10 protein-coding genes and 1 pseudogene are annotated in these 13,455 nt (G+C 60.7%); 6 read left to right on the top strand and 5 right to left on the bottom strand.

Annotated features, from left to right (window positions below):
* The 4 genes from KHP60_RS24215 to KHP60_RS24200 form a co-directional block, all read right to left on the bottom strand.
* Nucleotides 1-1,372, bottom strand: a 1,372-nt coding sequence (locus tag KHP60_RS24215) for an IS256 family transposase (protein ID WP_213566834.1), incomplete at its 3' end; no start/stop codon positions are given.
* Nucleotides 1,373-2,011: 639 nt separating this feature from the next.
* Nucleotides 2,012-2,386, bottom strand: coding sequence for a hypothetical protein (locus KHP60_RS24210; RefSeq protein WP_213566833.1), 375 nt, complete (start codon nt 2,384-2,386; stop codon nt 2,012-2,014).
* A gap of 88 nt (nt 2,387-2,474) precedes the next feature.
* Nucleotides 2,475-3,287: a DUF1612 domain-containing protein gene (locus KHP60_RS24205; protein WP_249689098.1), complete on the bottom strand. Its 813-nt coding sequence runs from the start codon at nt 3,285-3,287 to the stop codon at nt 2,475-2,477.
* 784 nt (nt 3,288-4,071) lie between these two features.
* Nucleotides 4,072-5,679: a transposase gene (locus KHP60_RS24200; RefSeq protein ID WP_213566832.1), complete on the bottom strand. Its 1,608-nt coding sequence runs from the start codon at nt 5,677-5,679 to the stop codon at nt 4,072-4,074.
* A gap of 465 nt (nt 5,680-6,144) precedes the next feature.
* On the opposite strand from KHP60_RS24200, the gene KHP60_RS24195 reads away from it, so the two are divergent.
* From KHP60_RS24195 to KHP60_RS24185, 3 genes are read left to right on the top strand one after another with little or no spacing between them, the layout of a single operon-like run.
* Nucleotides 6,145-6,357, top strand: coding sequence for a hypothetical protein (locus tag KHP60_RS24195; protein ID WP_213566831.1), 213 nt, complete (start codon nt 6,145-6,147; stop codon nt 6,355-6,357).
* Nucleotides 6,354-6,785, top strand: coding sequence for a PIN domain-containing protein (locus KHP60_RS24190; RefSeq protein WP_213566830.1), 432 nt, complete (start codon nt 6,354-6,356; stop codon nt 6,783-6,785). The genes KHP60_RS24195 and KHP60_RS24190 overlap by 4 nt, the downstream gene beginning before the upstream one ends.
* Nucleotides 6,786-6,845: 60 nt before the next feature.
* A complete protein-coding gene (locus tag KHP60_RS24185) occupies nt 6,846-7,769 on the top strand; it encodes a recombinase family protein (protein WP_213566829.1) in 924 nt (307 codons plus the stop codon).
* A 142-nt stretch (nt 7,770-7,911) separates the two neighbouring features.
* On the opposite strand, the gene KHP60_RS24180 is transcribed toward KHP60_RS24185, so the two are convergent.
* The gene (locus KHP60_RS24180; protein WP_409366316.1) at nt 7,912-8,895 is read right to left on the bottom strand and encodes a P1 family peptidase; all 984 of its coding nucleotides are present in this window, start codon (nt 8,893-8,895) and stop codon (nt 7,912-7,914) included.
* A 1,127-nt stretch (nt 8,896-10,022) separates the two neighbouring features.
* Here KHP60_RS24180 and repA point away from each other — a divergent pair.
* The 3 genes and pseudogenes from repA to KHP60_RS24165 form a co-directional block, all read left to right on the top strand.
* Entirely contained in the window at nt 10,023-11,264 is a 1,242-nt protein-coding gene (gene repA / locus KHP60_RS24175) for a plasmid partitioning protein RepA (protein WP_213566827.1), read from the top strand.
* Complete coding sequence (gene repB / locus KHP60_RS24170) at nt 11,264-12,418, top strand: plasmid partitioning protein RepB (protein ID WP_213566826.1); 1,155 nt, start codon at nt 11,264-11,266, stop codon at nt 12,416-12,418. The genes repA and repB overlap by 1 nt, the downstream gene beginning before the upstream one ends.
* Before the next feature lie 768 nt (nt 12,419-13,186).
* A pseudogene (locus tag KHP60_RS24165) lies at nt 13,187-13,455 on the top strand (hypothetical protein); the annotation flags it as partial.

Here is a 13,455-nt window from a genome sequence, read left to right as displayed (position 1 = left end):
TAAATCTGACACCGGCGATCACCTTCGGCAACTGGTTTTCGCCCATCAGCCGCCGCCAGCTTTTCGCGGCTGCCATCACGAGCTTGAACACCATCAGCCGCGCGGTGGTCGGCGACAGCGCGCCCTTGGTGCGCACGGTCCGGTGCCGCACTGTCGCGAATACACTCTCGATCGGGTTCGTAGTCCGCAGATGGATCCAATGCTCGGCTGGCCAATCATAGAAGGCCAGCAGCGCCCGCTGGTCCTTGCGCACGCACTCCACGGCTTTTGGATAGCGCGCCTGATAGGCTTCGGCGAACAGATCGATGGCGACCTCGGCCTGGGCTCGGGTGGGCGCGAGATAGATCTCCCGCAGGGCCACCTTCATGCCGGGCTGCACGGATTTCGGCATCTTGTTGAGCACGTTGGCGGTCTTGTGCAGCCAACAGCGTTGTTGGTGCGTGCCGGGGAAGAGTTCGTCGAGCGCCTTCCAGAAGCCGAGAGCCCCATCTCCAACCGCAATCCGGGGCGGGACGGTCAGGCCCCTTCGCTTGATCTCGACAAGCAGTTCTCTCCAGCTCTGGGCGCTCTCGCGCACGCCGGCCTGGAAGCCGACCAGTTCCTTCTTGCCTTCCGGTGTGGCGCCGATCAGCACCAGGATGCATTCGGCCTGATCCTCCATCCGGGCCTGGAGGTAGACGCCGTCGGCCCAGACGTAGACGTAATGCCGGGCTGACAGGTCGCGCGNGCCGGCCTGGAAGCCGACCAGTTCCTTCTTGCCTTCCGGTGTGGCGCCGATCAGCACCAGGATGCATTCGGCCTGATCCTCCATCCGGGCCTGGAGGTAGACGCCGTCGGCCCAGACGTAGACGTAATGCCGGGCTGACAGGTCGCGCGCCTGCCAGCGCTCGTACTCGGCCTGCCATTCGCCCGTCAGTCGGGTGATGGCCGAAGGCGACAGGTTGGGCGCGTCTTTGCCCAGCAAGGCAGCCAGTACCTCCTGGAACTCGCCGGTCGAGAGCCCGCGCAGATACAGGACCGGCAGCAGCGCATCCAAGCTCTTTGTCCGCCGGGCCCATTTCGGCAGGATCGCCGAGGTAAAGCGGATGCGGTCGGCATCGTCCGTGGCGCCGCGGTCGCGGATCTTGACCCGGCTGACCTCCACCGGACCGATGCCGGTCTGGATCATGCGCTCGGGGCCATGGCCGTGCCGGACCAGGCGCTCGCGGCCATCCGGCAGCTTCAGCTCGCGCATGCTGGCAAGATAAGCCTCAGCCTCGATCTCGATGGCCTGGGCCAGAAGCTTGCGCGCGCCGGCTCGCAGAATATCGGTCAGGGGATCGTCAATCGTATCGGGCTGACGCAGGTGCAAAACATTGGTAGTACTGTTCATGGCGTATCGCTCTCTCGAAGAGGTTCTGGCAGGCTCGACACCCGCCTCGATACGCCGCCCTTCTCACACCGTCATCACCCAGTTTCCGCCATAGCTCNNTCGTATCGGGCTGACGCAGGTGCAAAACATTGGTAGTACTGTTCATGGCGTATCGCTCTCTCGAAGAGGTTCTGGCAGGCTCGACACCCGCCTCGATACGCCGCCCTTCTCACACCGTCATCACCCAGTTTCCGCCATAGCTCCCTCCCATCCCGTCTTGGTGCGGGTGACCATCACTTGCGGGGATGACACGAGGAGGCGGAGCGACCGCGGCTGGAGATCCCAGAAGTGAACCGGGTCTGCGGCTTGTGCTGTGGGTACGGGGGAGAGGCTGGTGAACAGGAGAGCAGTGGCAAGAGCCAGAGCGCGGGTCATTTCAGGCCCTATGACGCGCCGACCGATTCGGCGCCAGGACCTTCAACAAACATGATGATTATGGCTGAAACTGGTATGCTGTTACGGTCAAGCTTCTATGCTGCATCCGCTGCGTGACAGCTTCGTTAGAAAGCCGAGCTTCCAGCCTGTAGTTGACCTCTGCCATCATCGACGGAGCGGCTTGGCATCGGGAGAGCTGCACCTGAGCGATCCTGACTGATCACCTCAGGCACTACGCCATGTGCCGTGCAGGCCTTGTAGCAAGCGTGATCCTCTCACCCCGTCCTCATTCTGGTGCTGGGCAGGCCTCGTTGTGCGAGCGCTGTGGTGGTCCTGGATCGCGCCATCATGGTCTTCGGCGTCGCCCTTGGCGCTGCGAGGCGTCATAGGTCGCACGCGTTGCTTGACGATCTGTTGCATGCGGGCCAGCGCCTCTTGAACCTCGGGACGATCGGAAATCTCCCTGGCGTCGAACTCGTGCCGGCACAGGCGGCAGGTCAGATCAGCTCCGAACCGCAGCTTCCGCAGCCGGACCTTGAACAGTTGCTGGCAACGAGGACAGGCCAAATCAATCCGCATGCTTCCATGATCCTCGAACAAGTGGCCTCCTTCGGTTAAGGTTCGTCCAGGAGCCCTGAACCATGGCAGTAAGGCGATAAAGAGGCGTCCCCTGTGTGGTCGGATAGCGTCAGACGATGCCCCAGGCGCGGTAGCGGATCCGGCCGGTGAGCTCGCGCGGCAGGGCGCCGCCGAGCTGGGCCAGCATCAGATCGACCGCTTTCGGGGTGACCTTCAGCAGTTTGGCCGCGAGTGGCCCCGTCACCAGCGGGCGCGACAGGAACAGATCGACCAGCCCCGGCAGCTTCGAGTTGCTGCGGCACTCCCTGGTCACCCGGCTCATCAGCTCGCGGGCGAGGATGAGCCGGTCGAGATCCTTGTGGGCGAGGCTCAGCGCCTCCTCGAGCACCTGGCAGAACCCCGCCAGCTTCTCCCGCGCCCCTTCCCGGCCCCGCGGCCGGAACCTGGATTGCTTGAACCCGGCCGCCAGNTGGCAGAACCCCGCCAGCTTCTCCCGCGCCCCTTCCCGGCCCCGCGGCCGGAACCTGGATTGCTTGAACCCGGCCGCCAGCGGCAGCAGGTGGTTGGTCAGGCCGCGGGCGCGCAGGATGGCGGCGGCCATGATCAGGCCGAGCCAGGGCAGGCGGGTGTAGAGGTTGAGATCGAGCCACGCGTTCCACGCCACAGATGCGGCGGCAATCGCCGGCCACTGGTTGGTGCGTTTGACCACATCGAGCCACAGGTCCTCGGCCTCGGCCTCATCCTGATCCGGATTGTAGACGAAATGCGAGCGGCTCTTGCGCAAGGGCGTCTCGCCGGCGAGCACCTGGTTGGTGCGGTCGAGCAGAGCATCGATCTCGGCAAAATGCGCCTTCCACGGATCGGCATCGTTGGCATAGAGCGGATACGCCTCCTCATCGTCCGGGCTCGGCTTCTGNGGCATAGAGCGGATACGCCTCCTCATCGTCCGGGTTCGGCTTCTTGCCCTTGGAGCGGAGGCTCGCGTCCTCGGCCACACCGCCGATGCCCCTCAGGGCGGCGAGGCCGTCGATGGAGAGCGGCCACGGCGCCTTCCTGGCCGTGGCGGTGCGCCGCGCGCGCAGGGCGGCCGCGGCGCGGGTGAGCTCATGGGTGGGATGGCGCACATCCATGCCGGCATCGTGCAGCACCAAGTCTCCGACATCGACGAGATGGCCATCGAGGATCAGGGCGCGCACCGCCTCGGTCATGTCGCAGCGCGACTGCCACCCGGCGGCGAGACCCGAGGCCTCGAGCCGGGCGTCAAACCGGAGAATGCGGATCGTGATCTGTTCGAGCCGACCGGCGATGATCTCCCACGGCAGCTCCGGCAGATCGTAAGTGCGAGGCGCCAGATGCTCCTCATCGTAGTCCCCTCCCCTGCTCCCGAAAGCGTAACCGGGGCAGATTTGGGGGCAAGGGACTCCTGCAGACCGGCCTTCGGGATTCAATCTATAGATGACCGTGCCGACTGGTAGTCCTGACCCTCCACCTGAGCCGACGGGAACCCTCCCGGCCCTGACTTTTCCCCATACCCGTAAGCGATCATCACAAACAGCACTGCGGCCAGAGCAAGCACCAGCCCCATGAAGATGAGGACCATAGCAGTGCGGGTGTTCGGACTGTCCTCGTGCATGATGTGTCTCCCTGGCAGGCTGATGAGCGGATAACGCCTGAACGTCAGCAAAGCAGATTGCGGGCGGTGGGCCTCAGGCTGCTTGGATGACAAGGTCGGCGAGCGGCGGAATCCTCGGCTGACCCGTGTTCAGTCCGAGGCGGTCGCCGAGATAGGCGAAGAACGACAGTCCGAGCTTACGGCAGGTCTTCGAAAGCCCCAGCATCACATCCCGCGCCACTCGGCCATCCGAGCTCATCGTGCCGCCGGAGATCTTGCGCTTGATCACCCAGGCGCGCAGGTCGTTCTCGGACGCATTGGTGTGGAGCGGGATCTCGGGGTGCTTGAGCACCATCAGCAGCTCATCCTTGCGCCGCGCCAGACGGGCCAGCAGTTCGTCGAGCTCCTTGTAGCCCGTGCGCTGGCCGAAGATCCGGTTGAACTGGCGTCGGAAGGATGCCTCAGCGCCCGCTGTGGGGCTCTGCTTCCACAGCTTCAGGCTGCGGTAAAAGCACCAGATCGTCTGGCGAACCAATTCCACCGCTTGGGCCTGCTTGGGCGAGGCCGGCATCAGCTTCTCGAGGTGGCGCTCGGCATGAACCCAGCACAGGGCATGCGTGGCAACGCGGAACTGGCCGGCATCATCAGAGACCACGACGGTGCTCTCCATCAGCCCGTGATGCCGGAGCGCCCCCCAGGTGGCGGCTTCGTTCAGCGTCTGCAGCAGGGGCTGGTCGAAGATGTTGATCGAGCACCGTGCCAGATGCTCCAGCCAGTCCATCTGCGAGTGGAACACTTTGCCCTGGAGCTTCGTCAACCGGGCGATCACGGCACCCTCGACAGGCTGCGCCCGCAGATAGTCCAGCGCGGCTTCGTTGACGACATACTCGTCACGGCCGGCCCGTAACAGCGTCAGGAAGTTCAAACGCGATTTCGACCGGCCGGTGCGGAAGACGCAAAAGCGCTCGCCGCCGATCTGCGTGGTCACAGCGGGACGGCGCGTATGCCGCGCACCGGTATCATCGACGGTGATGTACGGCGAGGAAATCAGGCCGGCCTGCAGGACCGCATGGTCTTCCTGCTCGAACGGCTCCAGATCGGCGGTGAGCAGGCGCACCACCTCCCGCTTCGAGATCGACAGGCCGATGCCGTTCAAAAGATCGGTGAGGCGCTCGGTGGTGACCTGGCCTTGCGTGTGCAGGGCCAGGCAGAACCGCCGCACGCCGGGCCCATACCCGCCGGTGACACCGACCGGCAGCGGCGCGATGAGGGTCTGGCCCTGCGGTGTGAGCCAGCGCTCGCGCTTGTAGCGCACGACCTCGGCGACCAGCACCAGATCCCGTCGCACCACCGTCTTGTAGCCTTTGAAGCGCGAGCCGGGCGGAACCTGGACCCGGATCGTGACCTCGCGCGTGACCCGATCCCGTTTGGCCCCGCGGCCCGGGCGCCGGCCTGGACCAGCAGGGCGCGGCTGGGTGGCTTTCTCCATGCCGGAGGGTTTGAAGGGCGGGCGCGGCGGCAGGTTCTTGAGCCGGGCAATCTCGTCCTTCAAGGCCTGGTTGTCGATGCGCAGATTGCTGTTGTCGAGGCGTAGTTGCTCGACCTCTTGCTCCAGTCTCTCGATCTTGCCGGCCAGATCCGTGACGAGCAGGCGCAGGGCCTTCTGGGACAGGGGCTTAGTGGGACCACCGGGCGCGCTCATGCCTGGATTGAATCACGAATACCCGTTTGGCGGAATCCCTGCCCCCTAATCTGCCCCGCTTACCCCGAAAGCCACGCTTGCGCCTCCAAGCTAAGTGATTGATCCAAGGAGCTATAGCTGAGCCGAGAGAAGTGAAGCAAGGTATGGCTACGACGAAGGCTGAGACATTCCAGCACTTTGCAAAGCGGCATCCGCCCCGATCAGGAGAGGTGTGCCGAGCGAGCCGTTCTGGTGCCGCTTCCGCGCGCCATGATAGCACTGCAGGGCTCCAGAAGCCCTTGTTTTAAGCCATTCTGGCAGGCTTGTGGGAAGTCCTTCCTTTCCCGACTGGGTAACAAGATGGCTTGAAAGACGTCTTCAAACGATCATTGGCACGCACGTCGTTCAATTGTACAAATCGTGGCCAAGCTGCTTGAAAATCGTGCCCTACAAGTTTACATACGTAGCATGGCACATGCGATTACGATGAGAGAGCTTCAGAAACTGTCGGCGGCCTCAATCGAGCAGCTGCCAGGCGCTGTCCCGGTGCAGAGCGACGGGCGGACGGTCGCGCTGCTCGTTCCCCTGCGCCCCGCTTCGGAGGCGGCTCGGGCCCGGTTTCGTCAGGCGCTGACGCAGGCGCAGTCCCAACGCTCTCCTGAGGAGCAAGCGGCCCTCGATCGCGAGTTCGGTCCTTGAGTCGACCGCGCGGCGTCCCGGCCGCCTTGGTGGTCGACGCCAATATCCTCGTGGCTGCGGTCCTGGGTTCAGCGACCGGCGCCCACCTAGACCTGATCTCGGGGCGGCGGAGCCTGATCACCAGCGAGGAAGCCTTTGAGGAGGCCTGTAGGGTAGTTGGGCATGTCAGGCCCACCGATCTCGCCGTTCTGGAGAGCTTGCTTGATCTGCTGACCATCATCGCCCGCGAGGACGTCGCCGACGAGGACAGGGCAACGGCAGAAACGGCCCTCCGAAACGCCCCAGCTTCCCGCAACGGCAGCGTCACCGACGCTCATCTGCTGTCATTGGCCTGGACCTTGGATGCCGACCTGTGGAGCCACGATCGTGATTTCGCCGGGACCGGTTGGCCCTCATGGTCGACCTCGAACCTGTTGCCGGCTGTCTAAGCTCCGAGCATTGCCTTTATTATGGTGCGCCCAAGAACTGGATTAAGATCAGGGACTCTGATGGCCCCCTCCCCTGCCCCGAAACGGCGCCTGATCGGCTACGCCCGCGTGTCGACCGAGGACCAGATGACGGACGCCCAGCTCATCGAGCTCAAGGCAGCGGGCTGCACGATGATCCATCAGGAGCAGGGTTCCGGGGCGTCCCGAGCCCGGCCGGTTCTCGCTCAGCTGCTCAAGGAGATCCGGGCTGGGGATGTGCTCGTGGTCGTGCGCCTCGACCGGCTGGCACGCTCGGTGAGCCACCTGCTTGAGGTCATCGAAGGGCTGGAGAAGAAGGGTGCGCATTTCAAATCACTCCAGGATCCGATCGATACGTCGACGCCTCAGGGCATGTTCTCGCTGCAGGTTCTCGGTGCGGTGGCCCAACTCGAGCGATCGCTGATCTCCGAGCGCACCAAGGCTGGGTTACGGGCCGCTAAAGCTCGCGGGAAGGTTCTCGGGAGTCCAGGCGTTCGCGAACACCGCCCGGAAACCATCCGCCGGCTGACGGTTGCCCGCGAGAAGCGGTACCTCGAGCCACTCATTGCCTCGGCCGATCGGTGGATGCCCACCGTGAGGCGGATGCGCCCGGGCCACTCGTGGACCGACGTCGTTCAGGTTCTGAATGGATGGGGCCAGAACTGGACAGAGGAGCGCCTTCGCCGCGCTGTTCGGAAACTGGTCTCGCAGCGTATGGCTGATCCAGGCCTGCTTCGGAAATCCCCTCCCCGCCCCTCGGATGACCGGCTCATGACGTTGATCGCCGGAATTTCCATGGCCGATCCGGATCTGTCGCTGCGGGACATTGCGGCGCAACTCGAACGCATGCGCGAGCGAACCCCGCGCGGCGGGACGAAATGGAATGCCTCGTCCGTCAAGCAGCAACTCGATCAAGCGCGAAGGGTTGGGCTGACTCCGCCGACAGCCGTGCAAGACGCGGAGTAGTGCGTCGCCTGGGAATATGGTTAACGCGCGAGGCCTAAGGGGAAGGGGGGCCGCGGCCGAGGGGGCGGAAAGACAGCGATCGTAGGAGCGAGGCGCTCTCAGGCCCCTCCCCGTTCCCGGCGACCAAGTCCGAAGGCTCTGTTCATCCCTTTACGTAGTCTCGGTGGGCTGGAAGCTGATGCTCCGTCAGACTTTCGGCCTGCACTACGGCACGGGCTACGGCATGGGCCATTACAACGGCGGCAATCGCCCCGATGGCAGAGACATCGGCCCGAACGGATGAGGCCTTACCGGTGGACAGGGCAAAGATCGTGTCGCCATCTGACATCGTGTGCACCGGATTGATGCTGCGGGCAAAGCCGTCATGGGCCATCTGCGCGATCTTGCTCATCTCGGCCTTGCTGAACGGCACGTTGGTGGCCACCGCCCCAATCGTTGTGTTGCTGCCGGGTGATGTCACGACGCGGTAGCCGCCCATGATCGCCGCCATGGTGTCGCGGAACCCCTGCCCGTCCTCTTGTCTGGCGCCGGCGAGGATCTGGCGGGAGTCCGGATGGTAGATATCGCCCACGGCATTCACGGCCGCGATGGCGCCGACCACGACGTCAGTCCCTGGAACCCGGTGGCTGGCTGTCCCGAGACCGCCCTTCATGGCGAAGGCCGACCCGAACATCTTGCCAACGGTTGCTCCTGCTCCTGCCCCAACATTGCCCTCTTGGACCGGGCCTGACGTGGCGGCCAGAGCAGCCTGATAGCCGGCCTCGGCATCTGGGCGGATGGTGAAGTCGCCTACGCCGAGGTCCATCAGGATGGCAGCCGGTACGATCGGAACGACGCCCGCTCGCAACCTGAACCCGAGCTTGCGCTCCTCGAGATAGCGCATCACGCCGGTGGCGGCTTCCAAGCCATAGGCACTGCCGCCTGACAGCAGGATTGCTTGGACCTGTTGGACGGCATTAGTCGGATCAAGTAGGTCAGTTTCCCGGGTACCAGGGGCGGAGCCCCGTACGTCCACGCCGCCCACGGCACCGTCCTCGCACAGGATGACCGTGCAGCCGGTCGGCCTGCGGGTGAGGGTGTGATGGCCGATCTTGATCCCGGGCACGTCCGTGATGGTTCCGCCCATGAGCAGAGGACCCGACGGGGAGGACACCGAAGTCGGGGATGCGTTGGCTTGATGGGCAAGGAGAGGGGCAGCGGTCATCGCCAGCAGGGATTGGGTGAAGATTCTGCGTCTCATGGTGCCTCATACTCTATGATCGAGTGTCGCCAACGGCTGGAGCCTTGTCTGAGAGAACGATAGATGAGAAACAGATTGGCGCCAGGGGAGGGACCTGATTGAAAACCAGGAGCTCAGCCAAGTAAAGCCCTACCGGCAATCGGGCCGAGGGGGCCCTGCGATCGCATTGCGCGAGGACAAACGATCGTCATCAAATAAGGATAAGGCAGGCGCATCTGAACTCTAAAAATGAAGGTGGTTCACCGGACTCGTTCATTCCTTTGCAGCTGCAAAGTTTCCGTCCTTGGGAACCCGGCCCTCGACCACTCCGACTGAGGCAGTTACCGGCGGTTGGAGATTGACTTCGCAGTCAAGCATCTCAAAGCATCCGCTATGGCCTTGATGCCAAGCCCAAGAAAGCAGCCCCATGGCGCTAGGAGGCTTTGGCAAATTCATCAGCTATACATCCTGCAATGGTGGGAACAGCAACGGCAGGATCTTTGCAGCTGCAAAGATCCTTGACCTCGCTTGATCAAGGCATTTTAGTCGCTGGTGCATATCTCGGTTATCTAAGGGGCACCCCACCTCGACCTAGCCATCAAGCTCAGGCACAAGCCATAAATCTATGGGTTTAAAAGACTGCCGCACCACCCTGCGCGTAATCGAAAAAGCTGCTCTAGATATCTCAAAGAGAGCACTTTCACTCCTAACGATTAGGCCTGATGAGGGGAGGTGACCCTATTCCGGACCTCACTGCCTCCTCGAAGGTCACCTCAATCAAGATAGAATCAGCCAGATGATGCTCCTAACGCTCGGCTTTTCTTGGGGCTCTCGATGATCCTCGTACGCGGGCAATACGAACCGGACTTTGCAGCTGCAAAGTAGGGTAGCTCTCGTACGAACGACAGAAGAGGCGGAAAATCACATTATTTTGGCCAACTCATCGCTGCGTTAACCATTCATTTAGACTTCGCGGGCTTTCCTCACGGAAGACGTCGCTTCAGCGGCGAATTTCCGTAACTAGGAGAGTTGACGTGGCCGTCCCTCAACTAAAACTGGATGAACCTCAGGTCGAGACACAGGTAACTCCGCAGCAGCCGAAAGTCGACGACAACTACATTCTAATGCATGCCAAAGAGCTTTCTGAGTCGCTCCATCAACAGCGCCTAGCGCTTTATCCCCCCGTGGCTCAGAAGTCTCTTCGCAAGTTTACCTCTGGAGAGGCTGCAAAGCTCATAGGTGTCGATGACGGCTATCTGCGCCAACTCGCTTTGGATGGAAAAGGACCTGAAGCCGAGACGCTCCCAAACGGGAGGCGTATGTATTCTCTTGAGGATATCAACGTTCTCCGCAGTTACCTTGACGAGAATGCTCGCGGTGGTCGGCGCTACATTAAGCACCGTTCTGGCAAAGAGCATCTCCAGGTCATCTCGTGCGTAAACTTCAAGGGTGGTAGCGCGAAGACGACTAGTGCGGCACACCTCGCACAGTATCTTGCTCTAAGTGGATATCGAGTGTTGGCGATTGATCTTGATCCTCAAGCTAGCCTTTCCGCACTGCACGGATATCAACCCGAGTTCGACGTCGGCCCGAGCGAAACTATTTACGGCTCGATCCGCTATGACGATGACGCTCGTCATCCAAGTGAGGTCATTCGCCAAACCTATATCTCTGGGCTCGACATTATTCCAGGTAATCTCGAACTGATGGAGTTCGAGCATGAGACACCAAAGGCACTCGCCAACCGCCGCCCGGGTGAAACTAAGTTCTTCTCACGCCTCACGATCGCGTTGAATGAGGTCGCTGGTGACTACGATGTCGTGGTGATTGATTGTCCGCCGCAACTCGGGTTCCTTACACTGGCAGCCCTGAGCGCATCTACGTCCCTCATTGTGACGGTGCATCCGCAGATGCTCGACGTGATGTCCATGTCCCAATTTTTAACGATGACGGCCGATCTTTTGGGTGTCGTAAAAAATTTCGGCGGCACTGTTGAATACGACTGGATGAAGTATCTGGTCACTCGTTACGAGCCGGGTGACGGCCCACAGAGCGGTATGGTGGAATACTTGCGGGGTCTGTTCCCGGAAGCCGTTCTCGAATATCCAATGCTAAAAAGTACCGCGATTGCAGACGCCGGAATTAACAAGCAAACTATTTACGAAGTGTCTCGCGAGAGGTTCACCAAATCGACCTACGACCGAGCAATTGATGCCATGAACAACGTCAACGCCGAGATTGAAGGTCTTATTCGAAAGACTTGGGGGAGGGCATAATGAGCAAGAAAAATTCTGTTCTTAGCAGGCTCAAACCCACGCACCAGACGGAACCGGAAGCACATCAGTTACCACCGCAATTCCCGAACCTTGTGGCTGACGACCGCCACGAGGGTGGGAAGCCCATGGTTCGCGTTGCGGAGCCCTCCCAAGCCGACGCAGAGCAATTAGCTGGTTCTGTGGCTTCACTGGCTGCGTCTTTCTCAGCTGATAATCATGCCAATAATCAACCTGCATTAAGCAAGAGGAAAGAGTGGGGAATCAATCGAGCCGCTGGAAGCGCTCTTGGAAAGATCTCTGAAGCTTTCGCGGTCGAGAATGAGCTTAAAGCTGTCAAGGACCAGATGGAAACCGGTCAGACAATCATCGAGCTAGATCCTCAGGTTCTCGAAGGTTCGTTTATCCAGGATCGGATGGAGAGCTCTGATGAAGCTATTGCGGAGCTCGCAGAACAAATCAAAGAAAACGGACAAATTGTTCCCATTCTCGTCCGCCCACATCCGAATGTTCCAGACCGTTACCAGATCGCCTACGGCCACCGTCGCGCCAAAGCCGCAGAACGGCTTAACATTAAGGTCCGGGCCACTGTCCGAAAGTTAACAGACGAAGAGCTAATCATCGCTCAAGGTCAGGAAAACAACGCTCGCCTTGATCTGACTTTCATCGAGAAGGCGCGCTTCGTTGTCGCCCTTGAGAGCCGAGGGTTCAAGCGAAAGATCATTCGAGAAGCCCTCTCGGTCAATGAGGGAGATCTCTCATCTCTTATTGCGGTTGGCTCTCGAATTCCTCTCGATATAGTCGAGGCAATCGGACCTGCACCAGGGATCGGCCGGCCGCGCTGGCGAACCCTTATGGACCTTCTCCAGGACGTCAGTTGCGTCAAGCGCGGTCGACAGATCTTGGCTGAGAACGACGTTCAGGCCCTAAATTCTGACGCTCGCTTCCGCACGCTGGTTGATCGCTTGCAGAAGAGGGAACGGCCTAAACCTCAATCATGGGAAGATCCTCACGGTCGCCGACTTGTAAGCATCGTCTTTTCAGAGACGAAGTGCACTCTCCAGATTGATCAGCGTCCTGAACCTGAGTTTGCAAGCTTCCTAACCTCAAAGCTTTCAGACATATATCGTGAATTCGAGGCTCAGAAGAACAAGTAGTGCCAAGAGGCTAGGGCAGGGAGCTCGTCTGCTCCTAGCCACCAAAATGGAGTCTTCCGTAGAACTTTGCATCTGCAAAGATCCCTATATTTTTCCTAAGCTATTCGGCACCGACAAACAAGGATTGGTTCTCGGAATTTTTGCGCTCCGGCGACTGTCCCAAACATCTTCTCATCGAAAAGTGCGTCCACTTCTAAGGTGACTGGCATCGGCAAATTAGCGACACATCAGACTTGGTAATCATTTCAAGTGAGAACCCAAAAGGGGAGGGGAGTGACGTGGTAAGGCGCATTAATGCCGAAGCTGTATAAAAACGGAGGTGTCATCAACTGATCCTTTGAAGACGTCTCTCAAGCCATTTTATTAACCAGCCTGGGAAGGAAGGACTTCCCACAAGCCTGCCAGAATGGCTTAAAACAAGGGCTTCTGGAGACCTTCAGTGCTATCAAGGCTCGTGGAAGCAACTCCAGAACTGCCTGCTCGACACACCTCTCCTGATCGGGGCGNATTAACCAGCCTGGGAAGGAAGGACTTCCCACAAGCCTGCCAGAATGGCTTAAAACAAGGGCTTCTGGAGACCTTCAGTGCTATCAAGGCTCGTGGAAGCAACTCCAGAACTGCCTGCTCGACACACCTCTCCTGATCGGGGCGGATGCCGCTTTACAAAGTGCTGGAATGTCTCAGCCTTCGTCGTAGCCAAACCTTGCTTCGCTTCTCTCGGCTCAGCTATAGCTTCTTAGATCAACAACTTAGCTTAAGGACGCAAGCGTGGCTTTCGGGAGTAGGGCAGGGGACTTTGACGACGAGCCGTTCCGGGCACCCCGCACCTACGATCTGCCGGGGCTGCCGTGGGAGATCATCGCCGGTCGGCTCGAACAGATCACGATTCGCATTCTCCGGTTTGACGCCCGGCTCGAGGCCTCGGGTCTCGCCGCCGGGTGGCAGTCGCGCTGCGACATGACCGAGGCGGTGCGCGCCCTGATCCTCGATGGCCATCTCGTCGATGTCGGAGACTTGGTGCTGCACGATGCCGGCAT

This window comes from Microvirga sp. 3-52, from assembly GCF_018383585.1.
In the GTDB taxonomy this organism is placed as follows: Bacteria; Pseudomonadota; Alphaproteobacteria; order Rhizobiales; family Beijerinckiaceae; genus Microvirga.
The sequence above is the reverse complement of the archived record's forward strand: the minus strand, read 5'-3'. Positions and strand labels throughout refer to the sequence as shown.

Bases quoted from the DNA above. Each gene is read 5' to 3' on its own strand.
- KHP60_RS24180 (WP_409366316.1), bottom strand. From the start codon at position 8,895: ATGGGCGGAACCATCACGGACGTGCCCGGGATCAAGATCGGCCATCAC.
- KHP60_RS24195 (WP_213566831.1), top strand. From the start codon at position 6,145: ATGAGAGAGCTTCAGAAACTGTCGGCGGCCTCAATCGAGCAGCTGCCA.
- KHP60_RS24185 (WP_213566829.1), top strand. From the start codon at position 6,846: ATGGCCCCCTCCCCTGCCCCGAAACGGCGCCTGATCGGCTACGCCCGC.
- repB (WP_213566826.1), top strand. From the start codon at position 11,264: ATGAGCAAGAAAAATTCTGTTCTTAGCAGGCTCAAACCCACGCACCAG.
- KHP60_RS24200 (WP_213566832.1), bottom strand. From the start codon at position 5,679: ATGAGCGCGCCCGGTGGTCCCACTAAGCCCCTGTCCCAGAAGGCCCTG.